This is a genomic window from Epibacterium ulvae (assembly GCF_900102795.1).
GTDB lineage: Bacteria > Pseudomonadota > Alphaproteobacteria > Rhodobacterales > Rhodobacteraceae > Epibacterium > Epibacterium ulvae.
In genome coordinates this window covers 341,592-362,895 of record NZ_FMWG01000002.1, presented here as the reverse complement: position 1 = coordinate 362,895, position 21,304 = coordinate 341,592, and the positions used below count along the sequence as shown (strand labels likewise).

Here is a 21,304-nt window from a genome sequence, read left to right as displayed (position 1 = left end):
ACCAGACCGAAAGTGAAGGATCCAGTGACAGAAAGGCCAGATGAAACCTTAACCATTCGCCAGATGTGTGAACTGTTTGATGTAACGCCACGCACTTTGCGATTTTATGAAACCAAAGAGCTTTTATTCCCGATCCGCGAAGGGCAGCGGCGCTTGTATACACGACGAGATCGCGCACGCCTGAAACTGATCTTGAGAGGAAAGCGCTTTGGGTTCAGCTTGGAAGAGCTACGCGAACTGCTTGATCTCTATAATGCGGACGGCAAAAACCTGCTGCAGATGACCCGTGTTTATGCACTCGCACAAGAGCGCCTTGCAGATATGGAACGTCGCCGCGCGGAACTTGACGATGCGATAACAGATCTGCGCTCTCAACTTGATTGGGGGGCCGGACGGATTGCGGAATTACAAGCGAACAAAAGCGTTTCTGACACTGATGACTTAACGACCGGACCAAAACCAGACTGACCACATTCACTTTGCCCAGGGAGAGCCTCTCATGCCCAGCTATACGGCACCGACAAAAGATACACAGTTCCTGCTTCACGAAGTGTTCAAGCTCACCGAGGCTGACATCCCCGGATATGCAGAGCTTGAGAGTGATTTCACCAATGCAATCCTGACTGAAGCCGGTAAAATCGCCAGCAGTTTGCTGCAACCTCTCAATCAGTCAGGTGATCAGGAGGGCTGTGGTTTTGAAGATGGACAAGTGACCGCTCCTAACGGCTTTAAAGAGGCTTTTGATGAAATGAAGGCCGGGGGCTGGCCGGGACTGGACATGCCAGAGGCCTATGGTGGTCAAAATATGCCAAATGTTATTGGCACCGCTGTCGGAGAGTATTTCTCGGCCGCCAACCAATCTTTTACGATGTATCAGGGCCTGACCCATGGTGCCGCCTCTGCCATCCTTGCACATGGAACGGAAGAACAGAAACAAACCTATCTGCCTCCCATGATCCAGTGCACCTGGACGGGCACAATGAACCTCACGGAACCTCATTGCGGAACGGACCTTGGTTTGATGCGCACCAAAGCGGACCCTCAAGAGGATGGCAGCTATAAAATCAGTGGGCAGAAGATCTTTATCTCTGCGGGTGATCACAACCTGTCGGAAAATGTAATCCATCTTGTCCTCGCAAAAATTCCCGGTGGCCCAGATGGCATCAAAGGTGTGTCTCTCTTTATCGTCCCGAAATTCATGGTGAACGATGATGGAAGCCTTGGCGCGCACAATGGTGTCAGCGTAGGAAGCATCGAAGAAAAAATGGGCATCCATGGCAACGCCACTTGTGTGATGAACTATGACGATTCAACCGGCTATTTACTTGGCGAAGCCCATAAGGGGATGCGTGCGATGTTCACAATGATGAACGAAGCACGGCTTGGTGTCGCGATGCAAGGTCTTGCGCAGGCTGAGGCGGCATATCAAAATTCGCTCGCTTACGCCAAAGACCGTTTGCAGGGCCGCGCCGTCACTGGCGCCGAAAACCCCGATGGTCCAGCTGATCCTTTGATCGTCCACCCCGATATCCGGCGAAATTTGTTAGACCAGAAAAGCTTTATCGAAGGCGGCCGTGCTTTCCTGCTATGGGGGGCTAAGTTAATTGATCAGGCCCATCTTACCGGCGACGCTGAGGCCGAAGGTCTCATCTCGCTCCTGACACCCGTACTAAAAGGCTTCCTGACCGATCAGGGCTACGACATGACGGTGCAAGCGCAGCAAGTTCTGGGCGGGCATGGCTACATCGAAGAATGGGGCATGTCGCAATTCACCCGTGATGCCCGTATTGCAATGATTTATGAAGGTGCCAATGGTGTTCAAGCACTGGATCTTGTGGGCCGCAAACTTGCGCAGGACGGTGGAAAGCACCTTCTTGGTTTCTTTGAACGCGTCAAAACCTTCTGCAAAGAAAACGCAGATCTCAACGAAGACTACAAGACACAGTTTATCGACCCCCTGAAAGCAGCCTCCAAAGACCTGCAAGCTGCGGCACAGTTCTTCATGATGAATGGAATGAAAAACCCCAATCATGCATTGGCTGGATCTTATGACTTTATGCACCTGTTTGGTCATGTTTGCCTCGGCTTAATGTGGGCTGACATTGCAAAGACCGCCCAAACCGCACTGGACTCCGGGCAGGAAGATGCTGACTTCTACAACGCGAAACTGACCACCGGACGGTTTTACATGGCCCGCCGTCTGCCTGCCACCGCTCTACATCTATCGCGTATCCAAAGCGGCGCAGATCCTGTGATGTCATTAGACGCGGATCAATTCTAACTGACAGCGCTGCTCTGCTCCTATCACCGAAAGGAAGGGGCAGAGCATTCAAATCAGGACGCTACAAATGCCCAAACGCTTTCGCCTTACAAGACGCTTTCCAATTGCAATGACCGAAGACGGCTATCGCCGCCTGAAACAATTCTCTCATGAGGCGGGGCTTGATGAAGGAGAGGCGCTCTCCTTTCTGTTTGAACACTTTGACAGTGTCACAGATAACGACGCGCTGAGCCATCGCTTGCGGGTATTCAACAGTGAACTCGAAGATCGCAAACGATGAACGTGCTGCCGTAGCGTTAGTGATCCAAAGCACCTTTTCTTTCGGTTAAACCCTCGCCATCTTACACCTGCGCAACACATGCGAGTGTCTTGCGTATCTGCAATAAGATTTAGGAACCTCAGATGACACTCAAACTTTATTGTTTTGGCGAAAGCGGGAACGCTTACAAAGCCGCACTGGCGCTTGAACTTTCTGGTCTGGATTGGGAGCCAGTCTTTGTTGATTTCTTCAATGGAGAAACTCGCAGTGAAGACTACCGTAAACTGAACGTTCAAGGGGAAGCCCCCTTGCTGATTGATGGCGATGTGACACTCAGCCAATCTGGTGTGATTCAACAATACATCACAGATAAAACGGGAAAGTTTGGCGGTGAGGGCGCGGATAAATACGAAGTCCTGCGCTGGGTCTTATGGGACAATCACAAACATTCCAGCCAAGTCGGAATGACCCGATTTTTGATGAATTTCCTGCCAGAAGACAAGCGACCAGCAGATGTCATTGGCTTTATGCAGGGGCGTTTACAAACCGCTTGGAGCACGCTGAATACACATCTGGAAGGGCGTGACTGGTTGGTCGGCGACAGCGTCACAAACGCAGATTTCAGCTGCTGCAGCTATCTTTACTATCCCGAATCTTTCGGATTTGACCGGGCAGACTGGCCCCATATTGATGCTTGGCTGTCGCGTATCAGCGATCTGCCCGGCTGGAAACATCCCTATGATCTGATGCCCGGCAATCCATCCGACCGCAACTGATCTTAAGACAACACAGGAGAGCGCCATGCAAGACGCCTATATCTACGACGCCCTGCGTACCCCCCGCGGAAAAGGCCGTAAAGACGGATCCCTTCATGAGGTAACCGCCCTGCGCCTGTCCGCCCTCACGCTCAATGCAATGAAAGATCGCAACGGGCTGGACGGAGCCCCCATTGAGGATGTGATCTGGGGAAATGTGACACAAGTCAAAGAACAAGGCGGCTGCCTGGCGCGCTCTGCCGTGCTGGCCTCTGAATTGGATGAAAGCATTCCGGGCCTCTCTATCAACCGTTTCTGTGCCTCCGGCATGGAAGCGGTCAACATCGCCGCCAACCAAGTTAAAGGCGGTGCAGGTCAGGCTTATATCGCCGGCGGTGTTGAGATGATGGGGCGTGTCCCGATGGGATCAGATGGTGCTGCAATTGCGGTTGATCCTTCGGTGGCGATGGAAACCTATTTTGTCCCACAAGGCATTTCTGCAGACATTATCGCGACCGAATATGGGTTTAACCGGGATCAGGCCGACGCCCTCGCCGTAGAGAGCCAACGGCGCGCGGCACAAGCCTGGGAAGAAGGCAGATTTGCGAAATCCGTTATCCCCGTCACGGATCAAAACGGCCTTACCATTCTGGATCGTGATGAATATATGCGCCCGGGCACGGACATGCAGGCCCTTGGTGCGCTGAACCCAGCGTTTCAGATGATGGGGGAACAGATGCCCGGCTTTGATAAGGTCGCGCTGCTGAAATACCCCCATCTAGAGAAAATCCATCACATCCATCACGCGGGGAACTCCTCTGGCATCGTAGATGGTGCAGCCGCCGTTTTGATCGGCAACAAAGCCTTTGGCGAGGCCCACGGCCTGCGCCCGCGCGCGCGCATCAAAGCAACGGCCAAGATCGGAACAGATCCCACGATCATGCTGACTGGCCCCGTCCCTGCCACACAAAAGATCCTGCAAGACAATGGCATGACAATAGGAGACATTGATCTGTTTGAGGTCAACGAAGCTTTTGCAAGCGTGGTTTTGCGGTTCCAACAGGCCTTTGATGTCGACCCGGATCTGGTCAATGTAAACGGTGGTTCGATCGCAATGGGACACCCCTTGGGCGCAACGGGGGCAATCATTATCGGCACGCTTCTGGATGAGCTGGAGCGTCAGGACAAAGAATGTGGTCTTGCAACACTTTGCATCGCATCCGGCATGGGCGCTGCGACCATTATTGAGCGCGTCTGATGCCAAAAGTCGATCTTACCCAAATTCCTGCAAAGTCAGGGTCGGGCTATCCCGGCAAACTGTCAGAAACAATGCAGGGGCGCAGCACGCAGCGTATCGGTGCGAGCAGCGGCTTAACCCAGTTTGGCGCGAACCTCGTGCATCTTGCGCCAGGCGCAATGTCTTCCCTGCGGCATTACCATATGCAGCAGGATGAATTTGTGATGGTCACTGCAGGCCAATGCACATTGATCGATGATCATGGCGAAACACAATTGTCGGTGGGAGAGTGTGCAAGTTTTCCTGCGAGCGATACAAATGGCCACCACATCGTGAACAAAAGCGATAAAAACGCGAGTTTTCTGGTAATTGGCACCCACACAGAGCAAGAGACCGCCTATTACAGCGACCTTGATATGAAAGTTGAGATCGAAGGCCAAACCTTCTCGTTCACCAAAAAAGACGGCAGCCCCCTGCCCGCCGATCTTACTGGCATAAATACCCCGTAACCAAATACAGGAGCACGATATGAGCGACTTTCACTATACGGTTGATGATGACGGCGTCGCAATCCTGACATGGGACGCGGCCGGAAAAAGCATGAACGTTCTCACCCGCGAGGCATTTCTTGAAGTCGAAAGCATGGTCGATCAGGCATTGGCAGACGACGCTGTAAAAGGTCTGGTGATTACCAGCGGCAAAAAAGACTTTGCTGGAGGCATGGATCTGAACGTTCTTGCCAATATCCGCGAGGAAAGCGGAGAGGCCCCGGCACAAGGCCTGTTTGATTTCACCATGAACGGGCACCGGATCCTGCGCAAACTCGAACGCGCTGGGATGAAGCCTAAAACCAACAAGGGTGGCAAACCTATCGCCTGTGCGTTGACCGGGATTTGCGCAGGCATTGGCACTGAAATCGCACTGGCCTGTCATCACCGCGTAATCTCGGACGATCCGAAAGCAAAAATCGGCCTGCCCGAAATCTTGATCGGGATTTTTCCGGGTGGCGGTGGCACCACGCGCTATTCACGTATGGTTGGCGCCATGGCAGCCGCACCGGTGCTGTTGGAAGGCAAGATGCTGTCACCCCAAAAAGCAAAATCAGCACAGCTGGTTGATGCGATCAGCGAAGATCCATTGGAAGCCGCCCGCGCATGGGTTCTGGCAGCCAAACCAGCTGATATTGTGAAACCCTGGGATCAGAAAGGGTTCAAATTTCCCGGTGGTGCGCCCTACCACCCCGCCGGATACATGACCTATGTAGGCGCATCTGCCATGATCAATGGCAAGACCCAAGGGGCTTTTCCCGCTGCCAAAGCGCTGCTCTCAGCGATCTATGAAGGGGCGATGGTTGATTTCGACACTGCACTGAAGATCGAGGCCCGCTGGTTTACGCAGGTGTTGATGAATCCGTCTTCTTCGGCAATGATCCGATCCTTGTTTTTGAACAAACAAGCCTTGGAAAAAGGGGCCGTGCGCCCTGCTGATGTCCCAGATCAGACTGTACAAAAAATCGGCGTCCTTGGCGCGGGTATGATGGGAGCGGGCATTGCGCTTGTCTCTGCTCAGGCCGGTATGGAAGTGGTCTTGATCGACCAAGTGCAAGAGGCCGCAGAGCGTGGAAAAGCCTATAGCTCCACCTACATGGACAAAGGTATCAAGCGCGGCAAAGCGACCCCAGAAAAAAAAGAGGCGCTGCTAGAGCGTATCACCGCAACCACCGATCTGAACACGCTGAAAGACTGCGACCTTATCATCGAAGCGGTGTTTGAAGACCCGAAGGTCAAAGCTGAAATCACCCAAAAGGTTGAAGCGATCATTCCTGAGACCTGTATTTTTGCTTCAAATACCTCAACTTTGCCAATTTCAGAGCTTGCCAAAGCGTCAACACGACCCGATCAGTTTATTGGCATTCACTTCTTCTCACCGGTTGAAAAAATGTTACTGGTCGAAATCATTCGCGGCAAAGAAACAGGTGATCGCGCTGTCGCCAAGGCTTTGGACTTTGTGCGCCAGATCCGTAAAACACCGATAGTGGTCAATGATGCACGCTTCTTCTACGCAAACCGCTGCATCATTCCTTATATGAATGAAGCCCTGCGCATGGTTACCGAAGGCGTTTCGCCGGTGCTTATCGACAATGCGGCACGCCAATTGGGTTTTCCTGTGGGGCCGATCCAATTGGCTGATGAAACCTCGATCGAGCTGGGCGCAAAAATCGCACGCGCGACCAAAGCGGCGCTGGGTGATGCCTATGATGACAGCCCTGCCGATGATCTGCTGTTCTGGATGGAAGCAGAGGGACGTCTAGGGCGCAAAGCGTCTGCAGGTTTCTTTGAATATGATGCAACCGGGAAGCGAACCCAGTACTGGCCAGACCTTGCGGAAAAATATCCTCTCGCAGTGGAACAACCCGCTTTGGCACACGTTCAGGAAAGGCTGATGTTCGCGCAGGCCCTGGAAGCGGTCCGCGCCTTGCAAGAAGGCGTATTGACCGATATTCGGGAAGGCGATGTTGGCGCCATATTGGCCTGGGGCTTTGCGCCATGGTCCGGTGGCCCGCTCAGCTGGCTCGATATGCTGGGAGCGCCTTATGCTGCAGAACGCGCAGAGGCCTTGGCCACTGAATTTGGCCCTCGGTTTACGTGCCCCGATCTATTAAAAGAAATGGCCGAGAACCAAGAGCAATTTTACAAGCGCTTTGCCCCAGAACAGGCCGCCGCATAATAACTTACGGGCAGGGTAATCCCTGCCCGTTGACCTGACTGCTCGGGTCTTGCCATTGCGGGCGTTTTGATGACACCCGCTTCTGTTTTAGCGTAATTCTGTTGGCGTATAGGGGCTGGTTTGGGCACCAGTCGACAGCAATGCAGCAGCCGTGATCTCATCCTTGCTGATGAGATCCTTCACCACAGTCCGGGCATCTTCAACCGAGAGAACACGATACAAACTATCCTGTGCAGAAAGACCATAGGTCAGCAAATTCCGTTTGGCCGGACTAAAGCCGAGAGTCCCCGCTTCAAGATAAATTGCCTGATCTTCAGCAAAGAGTGGTAAGATAACTTCCATTCGATGACCTGGCTTGACCCGGTCAATCCCGCGATACCCCACCAGTGCGCTTGCAGGCACAATTGCAAATGGATCATTAAAAAGCGTTTCAATCAGATCGCTTTCAATCAGAACCCCTTGATCCGGCATCATCCAGACAGGCGCGCGATTGTGCAAAGCATCCGCAGGCACGTAGACTGGCACCTGCTGGGTCAACAAAGCCCCACCATCCCAGATAAAAGTTTCGCGATGCATCTCGATAATGGGCTGCATGCCGTTGTCAAACGTCAAAACCTCGTCGCCCACTTCCAGAGCTTCCACTGAACGCCACCCCAAGTTGGAGGCAACACGTGTTCCGGCCACCAAACCGCCCTGTCCAGTCGCAACTGCATTCAACGCGCCACCCAGTGAATTAAACCCACCGCGCGCATTTCCTTTAATCAGCCACTCTAACATGCGTCGTCCTTCCTAGACTAAAACCACGTCGGCCCGAATGCCGTCTGTTAGGTCTTTGGTAAGTCGAAATCGTTAAAAGAGTATTCAAATCGCTCAATATCCTCTGCGCAGCACTGGGCCACTATTTCAGCAGATTTATCGCTGTAAGACAGACGCCAGTCCCGCTCACGCTGACTTTCATTGGCTTTTTGCAGATCAAACGAAAATCCAAGATGCGTGAACAGAGGCTGCGCATCTTCTTTGAAATGCTCCAGCCTTATGAACAAGTTACATCTCTCTTCACCATCCGTATTCAAAACATAAGAGCGCGCCGGGGAGCGTCGAAAGCTCTGCATTGTTTGAGGGTGACAGATAAAATCTTCAAAGCTGTATCCCTGCGCCAAGACGACAGCAGGATGATCAAATCGCTGTGATCGCAGCCAACTGTAATAGCTTAGCGCTCGGTCCCACGGGTTGCGCACCATAGTAAATGTAAACAAACTCCGCATCACGTCTTGTGGTAGCAAACCTTCAAGGTCCGTCAGAGCGGAATGTTTCCAAAGACGTCCTGCAGTTTTACGATCCTGTAAGCGTCTGCGGCGCTTTTTCGCCTTTGGCGTATCCCCCAGCATTAGGTCATCCGCCATAGCCCGCGCCTCTAAAGCCAGAGACATCGCTGTCCCACCGGTTTTGGGAATATGGATAAACAGATAAGAGCGGCCAGTAGACAGGATCATGACCACAGACTAAGCTCTTCCGACTATGAACAAAAGTCTGGAATAATGCAGGTTGTGGCCATCGGTTTAGACAGACAGGCTTATTTTTAACATTTCTACTCAAGTACAAAGACGCAAATAGGTTTACCGCGGTGGTTGAATAGCGCTACTCTACAAAAAAGAACGATGTGGTTGAGCAGGCGTCACATATGACCGCACTAAAAGAATTCCAACGTCTTGAGGCTGCAGGCCTGTGGCGCAATGGAGCAAACGCGCAACGCCGCGATGTGATCGTTTCCTTAGGGGAAGCGACCCTGACGATTACGGATCTGCAGGATCGTCCTTTGGCACATTGGTCACTCGCGGCCATTGTGCGAAAAAACCCCGGCGCGGTTCCTGCTGTATTTTACCCAGATGGCGATCAAGATGAAACACTTGAATTGGCCGCAAATGAAACCACCATGCTGGAAGCAATCGACAAGCTACGCGGCGCACTGGATCGTGCCCGCCCCCGCCCCGGGCGGCTTCGCAGCCTTGGCATCTGGGGGACACTTGCAGCAACACTTGCAGGATTGGTAATTTGGGGGCCCAATGCGTTGCAATCCCACGCCACGCGCGTGGTGCCAGAGGTCAACAGAAAGGCCATCGGGCAATCGCTTTTAAAACGTATAGAACGGTTAAGCGGACAGACCTGTCGCGCCAGCGGATCTGCCCCCCTTCTCGCCAGGATCGCACAACGCACTGGCGTTGAGCAGCTTTTGATTGTTCGGGAAGGCGTCACGACAAGCCTTGCGCTGCCAGGCGGTCTGATCCTGCTCAATCGCAGCTTCATCGAAGATCATGAAGATCCGGATGTGGCCGCTGGCGCGATATTGGCGGAACGGATCAGGGCTGAGGCACAAGACCCGCTTTACGCCCTGCTAAAAGCAAGTGGGCTGAAAGCGTCTGTACAGCTTTTGACAACTGGCACATTGAATGAGGCAACGCTAGACGCCTATGCCGAAGCCAAAGTCGCGCAACGCCGCCCAACAGTAGACGAAGACCGCCTATTGGCTGCCTTTGTCGAAACAAATATCGCCTCGTCTCCCTATGCCTATGCAATTGACAAAACTGGCGAGACCACGCTTGGCCTGATCGAATTTGACCCAATGACCCATCAAGAGACGCAGCCGGTCCTCACGGATCAACAATGGGTCGCGCTCCAAAACATCTGCGGTTAGTCCACACAAGCATATATATCTCAATAAGATAAGGCCGGTGCTCTCGCAGCCGACCTTATTAATAGATGAAATATTCGGCGTAAGACCGGCTTAGTTGCTCATTCTTGCGCCTGAAAACCCTGCACCCCGAACACGGTTCAACGCGTCTTGCGCGCGATCCTTGCTTTGAAACGGACCTGCAAGCACAACTTTGTAGGACTGCCCATTCCGTGTCACACGCCCCAATCGCGCTGGCAGGCCTGCCCCGCGTACACGCTGCAATGCGGCACTCGCAGCCTGCGCGTCCGCAAAGGTCGCAGCCCGGATATACCGGGGCGTGCTTTTGACGGCCTCTGAAGCGGACCGTGTCGATATATGAAAACTGTTTGTGGCAGTGAGCGGTTCAGGGGTTGCCTCAAACACACCTCGTGGCACGACTCGGCGCACGATCTGCTTGTCAACAGGTGCAGGTATCAGTGTGCGGGGAACGGTGCTCTTCCAAACTCGCGCCATCGCGGAATCGCCATTTGCGCCACCACGCCCCCGCTGGGGATTAAAGCGATCTTGTCCCTGAAAAGCGCTCTGATAGGCCGCGCTATGACCAGCGATTGCGCGGCTTGGCTGAAACGCGCCTTCAGCACGTCGTGGATTCAAACGATCATCTTGCCATACAGTTCTGTAACCTGCAGGCACTGTCACATCAGCGGCCTGCCGCCGTTGTTGATAGACATGCGTTGGCAAAACGCGGGTATTTGGTGTCAGCGAAGACTGCGGTCCAATGCCAGATCCATCACCATAGCTGACGGGCGATTGTGCCTGTGGACCACAGCGCACGCCGGTTTTGTTGATATACTGCTGGCTGATTGCTGATGCACCGGGGCAGGTTCCAGCTGCGGGCGCAGCTGCGCTTGGCCGTGGCGCAATCGGTGCGGGTTGAAGAACACGGCGTTGGGCTTGCGGCGCTGGCTGCTGCACCCTGCGCTGAGGCTGGCGTGCCTGACGCACCACAGGTGCCGGCGCGGTTCTGCGTGGTTTTTGCGGCACAGCCGTTGCAGCTGGACGACGCACCACTGGTGCAGACTGACGCGGCACCGCAGGAGTTGTTGCACGGCGTGTTGGCTGTGCTGGGGCCGGTGACTGAACCGCAACAGCCTGCCCACCGGGACGATCTGCCTCTGGAAGCGTGATCAACTCTGGTTGGCTGGACGTACTGGGCGCCGCGGCGCGTTGCGCTCTTGAAATCTGTGTTGGTTCAAACCCGCAAAGCTGTTGCCGACTGCGTGCAACACGCGGCACCCAGTTCACCGCACCATCTATTCCCGCACGAATGTAGACACAGCCACGGCTGTCTACATACTGGCGCCCTGTATATGAGCTTGGTGGAATTTCTGCCGGCGGTCCCGAATTTCTCAGAGATTGAGCAGTGCCTTCTGTCCACCCAAGAGTTCCTGCAACGATGCCAAGCGCAATAATTCTAGTTATTTTCATGCCTGTGCCCCACAAAATATGGGCAAAGAATGCATTAATAGTGGTTATGAGTAAAGGGAACGCTAGGTAATTTGTGGCAAAAGTAGGGCAAACCGTTGCGGATGTGCCCTAAAATCTGAAGGTGAAACCAACCCCTTGTTACTTGGTACCAAACATCCGATCCCCGGCATCGCCAAGCCCGGGGAGGATATAGCCCTTTTCATTCAACTGCCGATCCAAAGAGGCGGTGACAATCGGCACATCAGGATGCGCTTCTTTCATCTTGGCCACTCCTTCGGGCGCTGCCAACAAACAGAGAAAACGAATATTTGTCGCCCCAGCTTCTTTCAGCAGATCAATTGCCGCCGCAGAGGAGTTTCCGGTGGCAAGCATTGGATCAACCGCGATCACCAGACGGTCTTCCATCGCTTCAGGGGCCTTAAAGTAATATTGTACCGGCTTGAGCGTTTCTTCATCCCGATAAAGTCCCACAAAACCAACCCGTGCGGACGGGATCAGTTCCAACACACCGTCCAGCATTCCGTTGCCCGCACGCAAGATCGAAACAAGAGCCAGTTTCTTCCCGGCAAGGATTGGCGCTTCCATCTCTTCCATCGGAGTGTCGATTGTTGTGCTTGTCAGCTCCATCTCGCGGGTGATTTCATAGGCCAGAAGCTGGGTGATTTCACGCAAAAGTCGGCGAAACTCAGAGGTCGACGTCCCCTTGTCCCGCATCAGGGTCAATTTATGCTGAACCAGCGGATGATCAACTACGGTAAGATGGTCGCTCATGAAGGGCCTCATGTCTGTCGGGATATCTGAAAATTAATCTTCCTTTAGGAGGCAAACCGGATTTGATCAACAGGTCAAAGAAAACTACGCCCCCTACCTTGATTTTTGACGCCTAAATGTTGCGCAATACTGGCTGCAACATCAGCAAACGCCACCTGCCCGATCCCCCCCTGACCTGCACCTGCAATCAGCACAGGCACGCGTTCGCGTGTGTGATCTGTGCCCGGCCAAGTTGGATCATTTCCATGGTCTGCCGTCAAAATCATCACATCATCTGGCTTTAACGCAGTAAGGATCTTACCGATCTCAACATCAAACCATTCTAGCGCGCGGGCATAGCCAGACACATCACGGCGATGCCCATAAAGGCTGTCAAATTCAACAAAATTGGCAAAGGTCAGGCTGCCATCTTCTGCCGTTTCGACCTTTTCACGCAGGTGTTTCATCAACTGTGCATCTGGTCCTTTGGCGAGAGTATCGATGCCTTCCATAGTGAAAATATCACCAATTTTGCCAATAGCATGCACCCTTTGCCCAGCGTCCTGCACCCAATTTGTCAGGATTGGCGCCGGGGGTTTGATCGCATAGTCGCGACGATTGGAGGTGCGGGTAAAACCAGCGTTGGCATTGCCAATAAAGGGCCGCGCAATAACACGTCCGACCTTCATGTCATGCAAGCGCGGCGCAACCGCCGCACAGAGCGCTAACAGGCGATCCAGGCCAAAGGTTTCTTCATGTGCCGCAATCTGAAACACACTGTCTGCAGACGTATAACAAATTGGCTTTCCGGTTCGCATATGCTCTGCACCGTGTTTGGCAATAATGGCCGTGCCCGAAGCATGACAATTGCCAAGAATCCCATCCCCCCCAGCCATTGTCGCTACGTATTCAACAAGATCAGCTGTGAATGCTGGCACGGTCTCTGGGAAAAAATGCCACTGCCAAGGAACTGGCAAGCCCGCCAGTTCCCAATGCCCTGTCGGCGTGTCCTTGCCCGGACTGACCTCGTTTGCAGCGCCCCACAGGCCGACGGGTTCGGCGACAAACCCTGGAAATGGAACCGATGATGCCAGCCGCATCGCAGCGCCAAGGCCTAAACGCTCCATATGTGGCAGATAAAGCGGCCCACTGCGCCCGTCTTCGGCCTGTCCCGCGGCACAGGCCTGCGCGATATGGGCCAGAGTATTGGCTCCGATATCTGGCAGGTCCCCATTGAAATAAGACGCCGCATCACGCGCCCCCCCAATTCCAACGGAATCCATCACCACCAGAAACGCACGTGCCATCAGGCAATCCTTTCATGTACCAAAGGAGCGAGCACCGGTGGCTGCGCACCGATCGTCAACGCGCGACGAACCGCCAGTGCCGCAGCCTCTGCCGACACAGTATCTGCAGCATGCACCACCGCAAGCGGCACTTCTGGTGTAACAACAGCGCCAAGGGGTAAAAGGCCAGATAGGCCAACACTTGGATCAATGTGATCCTCTTCAACCTGTCGTCCACCGCCAAGGCTGACCACAGCAAGGCCAAGCGCCTCCCCATCAATCGAAGCGATATACCCGGTTTCACCTGCGAAAACAGCTTGTTGCACCGGTGCGACCGGCAAGATGCCTTCCCATCGCTGCAAAAAATCAGCAGGGCCACCCAAAGCCGCGATCATACGTGCAAACCGCTCCGCTGCCCGTCCATCACGAATGGCAGCCGCAATTTGAGCGGCACCCGCATTTGAATTTTCTGCAAGCCCCCCATCTGCGAGCAGCGCGCCGCCAAGCGCACATGTGATCTCAACCAGGCGGTTGTCTTGGCCTGATGTAAGCGCCTGCATCACTTCGCGCACTTCCAACGCATTGCCTAAGGACGCAGCAAGAGGCTGCGACATATCAGAAATGAAAGCAGATGTTTTGCATCCAGCTGCATTCGCCGTGTCTGCCAATGATTTTGCAAGAGCACGCGCATCTGAAAGGGATTTCATAAACGCACCCGAGCCAACCTTGACATCCAGCACAAGAACATCTGGGCTCGCCGCCAGTTTCTTGGACAAAATAGAAGCCGTGATCAGATCAATGCTTTCGACAGTTCCCGTCACATCTCGGATCGCATAAAGCCGCTTGTCGGCGGGTGCAATCTGTGAGGTCGCACCGACGATAGCACAGCCAACATCCTGCAAAATGCGCCTCAAGCGTGCTTCGTCAACTTGTGTGGACACCCCCGGAATGGCCTCCAGTTTGTCCAATGTGCCGCCAGTGTGGCCAAGCCCACGGCCAGAAATCATCGGCACATAAGCCCCGCATTCCGCTAAGGCAGGTGCAAGAAGCAAAGAAACACAATCCCCGACACCGCCGGTTGAATGTTTGTCCAGCACAGGGCCGTCTAACTCACCCCAAGTGAGCACATCACCTGTGTCCCGCATCGCACGTGTCAGCAAGCTACGTGCGTCAGTCTTCAACCCTTGTAGGCAAACCGCCATCGCAAATGCACCGGCTTGTGCATCACTGACACGACCATCTGCCAGCCCCTGTGCAAACCAGTTCAACTGCTCCGCATCAGGCTGTTCCCCCTGACGCAACCCAGCAATAATGGCGCGTGCGTCCATACCTTAACCCTGCTCAAAAAAATCAGCGTCAAAGCTGCCCGGTAACAATTCCCCAATTGTAGAAGACCGCTCTTTTCCTGCAATCGTCGCCATTGTGACAGGAACATCACTTGCACCGAATTCTTTTAATCGCTGGCGGCATCCGCCACAGGGCGGGATCGGTTCAGGGCAATCAGCAATGACGTAGACCTCAGTCAATTCTGTTTCACCTGCAGCGACCATGGCCGCGATTGCGCCGGCTTCCGCACAGGTGCCTTCTGGAAAGGATGCATTTTCAACATTGCAGCCCGCATAAACCACACCAGACGCAGAGCGGACCGCCGCCCCAACCTTAAATTTGGAATACGGGGCGTGCGCATTTTCACGCACAGCCGTTGCAGCATCTTTCAAGCACATGTCATGGATCCATTTTTGATCAATTGGTCAGAGGTAAAACATATCGCGATCTCTTGCGAAAACAAAAGCCCCGTTTGCGTTTCAGCGCTTAAGAATTTCGGCTCTGACCTCTCAAGACATCAACAGATATTTATTCTCGGTTCCCCTGAGAACCATTTTTGTTTAACACTAAACTAAAATCCCTGACCCCTCTGGAGAGCTGGATGTCTGACACCAAATCCCTGCGCGAGGACGCGCTGAAGTATCACGAATTCCCAAAACCGGGAAAGCTGGAGATCCGCGCAACCAAACCCATGGCAACCGGTCGAGATCTGGCACTGGCCTATTCTCCTGGTGTGGCAGAGGCCTGTATCGAGATCAGCAAAGACCCCACCACAGCTTCTCGCTATACCGCTCGGGGCAATCTCGTCGCTGTGGTTTCTAATGGATCTGCAGTGCTGGGCTTGGGCAATATCGGCGCACTGGCGTCAAAACCTGTTATGGAAGGCAAAGCCGTCCTGTTTAAAAAGTTCGCAGGTATTGATTGCTTTGATATTGAAGTAAATGAAAGCGACCCAGAGAAATTAGCTGATATTGTCTGTGCGCTGGAACCTACCTTTGGGGCGATCAATCTCGAAGACATTAAAGCACCAGATTGTTTTATCGTCGAAAAACTGTGCCGTGAACGCATGAATATTCCTGTGTTCCATGATGATCAGCACGGCACCGCAATTGTCGTTGGCGCGGCCGCAACCAATGCCCTGCATGTGGCCGGGAAGAAATTTGAAGACATAAAAATTGTCTCGACGGGTGGAGGTGCCGCGGGCATCGCGTGTCTGAACATGCTGTTGCAGCTGGGTGTAAAGCGCGAAAATGTCTGGCTCTGCGACATTGAAGGGCTGGTTTATGAAGGCCGCACCGCAGATATGACACCACAAAAAGCGGACTATGCCCAAAAGAGTGACCTGCGCACTTTGGATGACGTAATCGAAGGCGCTGACCTGTTCCTAGGCCTATCTGGTCCCGGCGTTCTGAAACCTGAAATGGTTGCAAAAATGGCAGACAATCCAATTGTCTTTGCCCTTGCCAATCCCACGCCCGAAATCATGCCTGATGAAGCCCGCGCTGTGAAGCCGGATGTAATCATGGCCACAGGCCGCAGCGATTTCCCAAATCAAGTCAACAATGTCTTGTGCTTTCCCTTTATATTCCGGGGGGCTTTGGACGTAGGTGCGACCGAAATTAACGATGCAATGAAGGTCGCCTGCGTGGAAGGTATTGCAGAGCTGGCTCGTGCCACGACCTCTGCCGAAGCAGCCGCTGCTTATCAGGGAGAACAATTGACCTTTGGGCGGGAATATCTGATCCCCAAACCTTTTGATCCGCGCCTGTCTGAAACCGTCGCGCGCGCTGTTGCAAAAGCTGCCATGGAAACAGGTGTTGCAACCCGGCCGACTGATTTGGACGCATATCGCGATCAACTGAATGCTGGCGTGTTCAAATCTTCAATGCTGATGCGCCCGGTCTTTCAGGCCGCCGCCACGGCCTCGCGCCGCATCGTCTTTACGGAAGGCGAAGATGAACGCGTGCTGCGTGCCGCGCAGGCGATTTTGGAAGAGACCACCGAAAAACCCATCCTGATTGGGCGCCCAGATGTGATCAACACACGCTGCGAACGCCTAGGTCTTGCCATTCGTCCCGAGCGTGATTTTGAACTGGTGAACCCTGAAAGCGACAGCCGTTACCGGGACTATTGGCAAAGCTATCATGCCCTGATGGCCCGTAAAGGCGTCGCGCCAGATTTGGCCCGCGCGATCATGCGGACAAATACAACAGCCATTGGCGCCGTCATGGTGCACCGCGGAGACGCAGACAGTATGATCTGTGGCACCTTTGGAGAATACAGATGGCACTTGAATTATGTTCAACAGGTTCTGGGGAATGACACCTACAGCCCGGATGGCGCACTATCGTTGATGATCCTCGAAGATGGTCCACTGTTTTTGACAGATACACACGTCTGGTCCCAACCTACGCCGGAACAGCTTGCCAAAGCAGCCCTTGGAGCGGCACGTCATGCCCGGCGTTTTGGAGTTGAGCCACGTGTTGCGTTTTGCTCCCAATCGCAATTTGGCAATCAGAGCTACGGGTCTGGTCAACGCCTACGCGAAGCCATCGCGATTTTAGACACTTTGGACACCGATTTCGAATACGAGGGTGAAATGAACATTGATGCCGCGCTGGATGCAGATCTGCGCGAGCGCTTGTTGCCCGGAAACCGTTTGAATGGCGCGGCCAACGTTCTGGTTTTTGGTCATGCCGACGCCGCCTCTGGCGTACGCAATATTTTGAAAACCAAAGGCAATGCTCTGGCGGTCGGCCCAATCCTGATGGGTATGGGCAATCGCGTGCATATCACAACGCCTTCTGTCACCGCACGTGGCTTGCTAAATATGGCCGCAATCGCAGGAACACCGGTCAAGACCTACGGTTAAGATATCAAACCTGTGCCAGCCTCCAATGCGAGGCTGGCTTATTCAGATCGCGTCATCCGCGCCCGGATACGAAGCGAAATCACCGGACCAACCAGATCAGGAAATCCTGATGCACCAAATTCGCGTCGATCAATATCCCCCGTTAGCAAAACCTCAAGTTCAGACAGATCACCAAGGTCTGCCTCACGTTTGCGAAACAGGCGTGCCTGAAGTGTCACTGGCCGCGTCACATTGCGAATGGTCAAATCTCCTGCAACCTGTGCATTCTGCAAGTCTCCGGTGATCTTACGGGTTTGAAAACGGATGGTCGGGAACTGTTTTGCATGCAACACTTGCGGCCCCCGCATGGCTTCTGTTGCCACAAACAAGCCAGCTTTGGCCCGGCGCGCATTAAGGGTCACATCTATATCACTGTTACGAATATCACGTACATCGATTTGCAACTGCGCGGTTTCAACAGGCATCATGCCTCCGGTTGCGCTCCCGCCAAGGGAATAGGTGAACCCCACCTCGCTCTTTGCGTCATCCAATGTGTAACTCAAGGGGGCCGCCTGCACTGCTAGCGTCATCGAAACAAACCACAAAAGCGCCGGTGCGAGAAACGTAAGATAAAATCGTTGGATGATCATTGTGATCCCTCTCTCATCAATAACATTCCACCTTTGACGATGGTTGCGATCTGCTTTGACAACACGTGAGCACGGTCAATTATTCGCTCTTTAAAAAGGTAGCGTGAACCGAGACGGATACCGGCGAATTCTCATCGCGCCGTGTAAAATACATGTGAAAATGGCACGCCATTTGTGAAAACTATTTTACAAGATTATCTGTTTTTCCACGTCCTCCCTGTCGATACAGGCTGTTGTCGCTTAGCCAGTAAGATGTGGAGGACAAATTCAAATGGGATATCGCGACACCTACGCCCGCTGGCAGGACAACCCCGAAACATTTTGGATGGAAGCTGCCCGTGACATAGACTGGACACGCACTCCGACTGAGGCGCTCACAATGCTTGAGAGCGGGGGAGCAAGCTGGTTTGCGAATGGGCTGACGAACACCTGCTGGAATGCCGTCGATCGTCATGTTGCCGCCGGTCGCGGAGGCCAAAACGCGCTGATCTACGACAGTCCCGTCACAGGTGACAAACGCAAGATAACTTACGCCGAACTGCAAACGCGCGTCGCGCAATTGGCCGGTGCGTTGCGGGCCCAAGGCATCGAAAAGGGGGATCGGGTGTTAATCTATATGCCCATGGTGCCAGAAACGATCGAAGCAATGCTGGCCTGCGGGCGCATCGGTGCCATACATTCTGTGGTCTTTGGCGGCTTTGCCGCACCAGAACTTGCTGTTCGTATTGAGGACGCGCGCCCCAAAGCCATTTTGGCCGCCTCCTGTGGTATCGAGCCAGGGCGTATCATTGCTTATATGCCCCTGCTGAACGCCGCACTTGAACAGGCAGAACATCAGCCAGACTTTTGTGCCATCCTGCAGCGTCCAGAACAGTCCGCCACGCTCACGGAAGGGCGGGATCTGGATTGGCTGGCCTTTCAAGAGCAGGTAGAACCCGCAGATTGCCTGCCTGTTGAAGGCGATCACCCTTCCTATATCCTTTACACATCCGGCACAACGGGACAGCCCAAAGGGGTCTTGCGACACACTGGAGGCCAGCTTGTGGCTCTGAACTGGTCCATGAAACATATCTACAATGTTGCGCCCGGGGATGTCTTCTGGGCCGCCTCTGATGTGGGTTGGGTGGTTGGGCATTCCTATATTTGTTACGGCCCCCTGATCCATGGCAACACCACGGTAATCTATGAGGGAAAACCTGTTGGCACGCCCGATGCAGGTGCATTTTGGCGGGTGATCAGTGAACATAATGTCACCAGTTTTTTCACGGCCCCCACCGCATTGCGCGCCATAAAACGGGAAGATCCTGAAGGCGCTTGCGTCTCCCGCTATAATCTGAGCTGTCTAAAACAAATCTTCCTTGCTGGAGAGCGCGCAGATCCCGACACCATCACATGGGCGCAATCCAAGTTAAACGTTCCTGTTGTAGACCATTGGTGGCAAACAGAAACCGGTTGGGCCATTGCTGCAAACCCGCTTGGCCTTGAAGAGTTGCCAACAAAACTTGGCTCACCTACGGTTCCCATGCCCGGCTATCAGGTTGAAATTCTGAACGAAGCAGGCACACCTGTTGCCGAAAACGAGCTGGGCGTGATTGCGATCAAACTGCCGCTCCCGCCCGGCAGTTTACCCGGCTTGTGGCAGGCCGATGAACGTTTTCAGACAAGTTATCTGAGCACCTATCCCGGCTACTATGCAACGGGTGACGCGGGTATGATAGACGAAGATGGGTATCTTTACATCATGTCACGCACCGATGATGTGATCAATGTTGCAGGCCATCGCCTGTCAACCGGCGCAATGGAAGAGGTTTTACTGGACCACCCAGATGTGGCGGAATGTGCGGTCATTGGCATCTCTGACAGTCTGAAAGGACAAAGGCCTCTTGGATTTCTCTGCCTAAAGGCCGGATGCACCCGCCCCAATGATGTTATTGTAGCTGAAGTCGTACAGCGGGTGCGCGAAAAGATAGGCCCTGTTGCAGCCTTTAAAGAGGCGCTCGTGGTCAACCGGCTGCCCAAAACAAGGTCGGGAAAAGTATTGCGAGGTACAATGGTCAAGATCGCAGATTGCGTTCCTTACAAATCACCTGCAACAATTGATGATCCGGCAATCCTGGATGAAATTGAGAGCGCCCTGCACAGCATAGGCCTTGCACAGATTCGTAAGGCGCAATCAGACAAGGTTCTTTAGGCAAACTGCTCTGAGATCAGTCGCTCTTCCAAACCATGTCCGGGATCAAACAGAATCTTATGACTGATTTTACGCTCGATCTGGATTTCGACCCAATCGATATCAGCAAATGAGTCAGAATCAGCATGTGCCATAACTGGTCGCTTTTCTGGATCCTGTACTTCAAATCGCACCCTTGCGTCGCTTGGCAGCAAAGCGCCACGCCAGCGCCGGGGGCGAAAAGCCGCAATCGGCGTCAAGGCCAGAACATCTGCCCCAATCGGCAAAATGGGACCATGAGCAGAATAGTTATAGGCCGTCGATCCTGCAGGCGTTGCAACCAATGCACCATCGCACACCAATTCCTCTAAGCGTTGCCGATCATCAACCTTAATGCGCAATTTTGCAGCCTGAGGCCCTGAGCGCAAAAGCGAAATTTCATTGATCGCCAGCGCATGATAGCTCTGCCCGTCGCGGCATTGCGCATGCATAGACAACGGGTGAATGACCTCTTGCTCGGCTGCTTCAAGCCGTTCAATCAATTCACTTTCGCCATAATCATTCATCAAAAAACCGATTGTGCCCCGATTCATTCCATAAACCGGGATGTCTAAATCGACGAGTTCGTGCAAAGAATGCAGCATAAATCCATCACCGCCAAGGGCGACAACAACATCCGCATCTTCTGGCCGTGCATCGCCATACCGTCCGATCAATGCGGCCCGCGCAGTTTGCGCGACAGGCGCGCGGCTGGCCAAAAAGGCAATTTTCAACAACGTACCCTCTGTTTCCGGTGTTGCGCATTTCGTTCCAAAACAAGCACAGCTTTTCGCAGATGACCAGCCTTTGGATG

19 protein-coding genes are annotated in these 21,304 nt (G+C 53.6%); 10 read left to right on the top strand and 9 right to left on the bottom strand.

Annotation, left to right across the window (positions count from 1 at the left end; all coding sequences use genetic code 11):
- Window positions 1–63 precede the first annotated feature (63 nt).
- The 7 genes from BLP79_RS04245 (at window position 64) to BLP79_RS04215 (ending at window position 7,259) form a co-directional block, all read left to right on the top strand.
- Window positions 64–468 (top strand): MerR family transcriptional regulator, encoded by a 405-nt coding sequence (locus tag BLP79_RS04245; RefSeq protein ID WP_090216941.1) that lies wholly within the window; start codon window positions 64–66, stop codon window positions 466–468.
- 31 nt (window positions 469–499) lie between these two features.
- On the top strand, window positions 500–2,281 hold the full coding sequence (locus tag BLP79_RS04240; protein ID WP_090216653.1) for an acyl-CoA dehydrogenase C-terminal domain-containing protein: 1,782 nt from the start codon (window positions 500–502) through the stop codon (window positions 2,279–2,281).
- Window positions 2,282–2,348: 67 nt separating this feature from the next.
- Window positions 2,349–2,561: a hypothetical protein gene (locus BLP79_RS04235; RefSeq protein WP_090216652.1), complete on the top strand. Its 213-nt coding sequence runs from the start codon at window positions 2,349–2,351 to the stop codon at window positions 2,559–2,561.
- Between the two features lie 122 nt (window positions 2,562–2,683).
- Complete coding sequence (locus BLP79_RS04230; RefSeq protein ID WP_090216650.1) at window positions 2,684–3,316, top strand: glutathione S-transferase family protein; 633 nt, start codon at window positions 2,684–2,686, stop codon at window positions 3,314–3,316.
- A 25-nt stretch (window positions 3,317–3,341) separates the two neighbouring features.
- A complete protein-coding gene (locus BLP79_RS04225) occupies window positions 3,342–4,553 on the top strand; it encodes an acetyl-CoA C-acetyltransferase (RefSeq protein ID WP_090216648.1) in 1,212 nt (403 codons plus the stop codon).
- Complete coding sequence (locus BLP79_RS04220; protein WP_090216647.1) at window positions 4,553–5,041, top strand: cupin domain-containing protein; 489 nt, start codon at window positions 4,553–4,555, stop codon at window positions 5,039–5,041. Before BLP79_RS04225 ends, BLP79_RS04220 begins: the two co-directional genes overlap by 1 nt.
- Window positions 5,042–5,060: 19 nt before the next feature.
- Window positions 5,061–7,259 carry a 3-hydroxyacyl-CoA dehydrogenase NAD-binding domain-containing protein gene (locus BLP79_RS04215; RefSeq protein ID WP_090216645.1) on the top strand — a complete coding sequence of 733 codons (2,199 nt, stop codon included), beginning with the start codon at window positions 5,061–5,063 and terminating at the stop codon, window positions 7,257–7,259.
- An 87-nt stretch (window positions 7,260–7,346) separates the two neighbouring features.
- Here BLP79_RS04215 and BLP79_RS04210 read toward each other — a convergent pair whose 3' ends face one another.
- Together BLP79_RS04210 and BLP79_RS04205 are read right to left on the bottom strand one after the other, a co-directional pair.
- A complete protein-coding gene (locus tag BLP79_RS04210; RefSeq protein ID WP_090216643.1) occupies window positions 7,347–8,036 on the bottom strand; it encodes a Hint domain-containing protein in 690 nt (229 codons plus the stop codon).
- A 47-nt stretch (window positions 8,037–8,083) separates the two neighbouring features.
- Window positions 8,084–8,752 carry a sulfotransferase family 2 domain-containing protein gene (locus tag BLP79_RS04205; RefSeq protein WP_090216641.1) on the bottom strand — a complete coding sequence of 223 codons (669 nt, stop codon included), beginning with the start codon at window positions 8,750–8,752 and terminating at the stop codon, window positions 8,084–8,086.
- Between the two features lie 188 nt (window positions 8,753–8,940).
- On the opposite strand from BLP79_RS04205, the gene BLP79_RS04200 reads away from it, so the two are divergent.
- Window positions 8,941–9,951, top strand: coding sequence for a hypothetical protein (locus BLP79_RS04200; protein WP_090216639.1), 1,011 nt, complete (start codon window positions 8,941–8,943; stop codon window positions 9,949–9,951).
- A gap of 90 nt (window positions 9,952–10,041) precedes the next feature.
- Here BLP79_RS04200 and BLP79_RS04195 read toward each other — a convergent pair whose 3' ends face one another.
- From BLP79_RS04195 to BLP79_RS04175, 5 genes are all read right to left on the bottom strand, one after another.
- Complete coding sequence (locus tag BLP79_RS04195) at window positions 10,042–11,418, bottom strand: SPOR domain-containing protein (RefSeq protein WP_090216637.1); 1,377 nt, start codon at window positions 11,416–11,418, stop codon at window positions 10,042–10,044.
- Window positions 11,419–11,556: 138 nt separating this feature from the next.
- On the bottom strand, window positions 11,557–12,189 hold the full coding sequence (gene upp / locus BLP79_RS04190; RefSeq protein ID WP_090216636.1) for a uracil phosphoribosyltransferase: 633 nt from the start codon (window positions 12,187–12,189) through the stop codon (window positions 11,557–11,559).
- Window positions 12,190–12,263: 74 nt separating this feature from the next.
- Window positions 12,264–13,475: a phosphopentomutase gene (locus tag BLP79_RS04185; protein WP_090216634.1), complete on the bottom strand. Its 1,212-nt coding sequence runs from the start codon at window positions 13,473–13,475 to the stop codon at window positions 12,264–12,266.
- On the bottom strand, window positions 13,475–14,782 hold the full coding sequence (locus tag BLP79_RS04180; RefSeq protein WP_090216632.1) for a thymidine phosphorylase: 1,308 nt from the start codon (window positions 14,780–14,782) through the stop codon (window positions 13,475–13,477). Before BLP79_RS04180 ends, BLP79_RS04185 begins: the two co-directional genes overlap by 1 nt.
- Before the next feature lie 3 nt (window positions 14,783–14,785).
- On the bottom strand, window positions 14,786–15,178 hold the full coding sequence (locus tag BLP79_RS04175) for a cytidine deaminase (RefSeq protein WP_090216630.1): 393 nt from the start codon (window positions 15,176–15,178) through the stop codon (window positions 14,786–14,788).
- Window positions 15,179–15,381: 203 nt separating this feature from the next.
- Here BLP79_RS04175 and BLP79_RS04170 point away from each other — a divergent pair, with 203 nt between their 5' ends.
- Window positions 15,382–17,652, top strand: coding sequence for an NADP-dependent malic enzyme (locus BLP79_RS04170; RefSeq protein WP_090216629.1), 2,271 nt, complete (start codon window positions 15,382–15,384; stop codon window positions 17,650–17,652).
- 38 nt (window positions 17,653–17,690) lie between these two features.
- On the opposite strand, the gene BLP79_RS04165 is transcribed toward BLP79_RS04170, so the two are convergent.
- Window positions 17,691–18,281, bottom strand: coding sequence for a YceI family protein (locus BLP79_RS04165; protein WP_232716282.1), 591 nt, complete (start codon window positions 18,279–18,281; stop codon window positions 17,691–17,693).
- A gap of 271 nt (window positions 18,282–18,552) precedes the next feature.
- Here BLP79_RS04165 and BLP79_RS04160 point away from each other — a divergent pair, with 271 nt between their 5' ends.
- Window positions 18,553–20,472, top strand: coding sequence for a propionyl-CoA synthetase (locus BLP79_RS04160; protein WP_090216627.1), 1,920 nt, complete (start codon window positions 18,553–18,555; stop codon window positions 20,470–20,472).
- Here BLP79_RS04160 and BLP79_RS04155 read toward each other — a convergent pair.
- The gene (locus BLP79_RS04155; protein WP_090216625.1) at window positions 20,469–21,224 is read right to left on the bottom strand and encodes an NAD kinase; all 756 of its coding nucleotides are present in this window, start codon (window positions 21,222–21,224) and stop codon (window positions 20,469–20,471) included. The two genes, BLP79_RS04160 and BLP79_RS04155, sit on opposite strands and share 4 nt — an antisense overlap.
- Window positions 21,225–21,304 lie beyond the last annotated feature (80 nt).

Coding starts and splice junctions, on each gene's coding strand:
- BLP79_RS04245 (WP_090216941.1), top strand. CDS start 64: ATGTGTGAACTGTTTGATGTAACGCCACGCACTTTGCGATTTTATGAA.
- BLP79_RS04240 (WP_090216653.1), top strand. CDS start 500: ATGCCCAGCTATACGGCACCGACAAAAGATACACAGTTCCTGCTTCAC.
- BLP79_RS04235 (WP_090216652.1), top strand. CDS start 2,349: ATGCCCAAACGCTTTCGCCTTACAAGACGCTTTCCAATTGCAATGACC.
- BLP79_RS04230 (WP_090216650.1), top strand. CDS start 2,684: ATGACACTCAAACTTTATTGTTTTGGCGAAAGCGGGAACGCTTACAAA.
- BLP79_RS04225 (WP_090216648.1), top strand. CDS start 3,342: ATGCAAGACGCCTATATCTACGACGCCCTGCGTACCCCCCGCGGAAAA.
- BLP79_RS04220 (WP_090216647.1), top strand. CDS start 4,553: ATGCCAAAAGTCGATCTTACCCAAATTCCTGCAAAGTCAGGGTCGGGC.
- BLP79_RS04215 (WP_090216645.1), top strand. CDS start 5,061: ATGAGCGACTTTCACTATACGGTTGATGATGACGGCGTCGCAATCCTG.
- BLP79_RS04210 (WP_090216643.1), bottom strand. CDS start 8,036: ATGTTAGAGTGGCTGATTAAAGGAAATGCGCGCGGTGGGTTTAATTCA.
- BLP79_RS04205 (WP_090216641.1), bottom strand. CDS start 8,752: ATGATCCTGTCTACTGGCCGCTCTTATCTGTTTATCCATATTCCCAAA.
- BLP79_RS04200 (WP_090216639.1), top strand. CDS start 8,941: ATGACCGCACTAAAAGAATTCCAACGTCTTGAGGCTGCAGGCCTGTGG.
- BLP79_RS04195 (WP_090216637.1), bottom strand. CDS start 11,418: ATGAAAATAACTAGAATTATTGCGCTTGGCATCGTTGCAGGAACTCTT.
- upp (WP_090216636.1), bottom strand. CDS start 12,189: ATGAGCGACCATCTTACCGTAGTTGATCATCCGCTGGTTCAGCATAAA.
- BLP79_RS04185 (WP_090216634.1), bottom strand. CDS start 13,475: ATGGCACGTGCGTTTCTGGTGGTGATGGATTCCGTTGGAATTGGGGGG.
- BLP79_RS04180 (WP_090216632.1), bottom strand. CDS start 14,782: ATGGACGCACGCGCCATTATTGCTGGGTTGCGTCAGGGGGAACAGCCT.
- BLP79_RS04175 (WP_090216630.1), bottom strand. CDS start 15,178: ATGTGCTTGAAAGATGCTGCAACGGCTGTGCGTGAAAATGCGCACGCC.
- BLP79_RS04170 (WP_090216629.1), top strand. CDS start 15,382: ATGTCTGACACCAAATCCCTGCGCGAGGACGCGCTGAAGTATCACGAA.
- BLP79_RS04165 (WP_232716282.1), bottom strand. CDS start 18,281: ATGATCATCCAACGATTTTATCTTACGTTTCTCGCACCGGCGCTTTTG.
- BLP79_RS04160 (WP_090216627.1), top strand. CDS start 18,553: ATGGGATATCGCGACACCTACGCCCGCTGGCAGGACAACCCCGAAACA.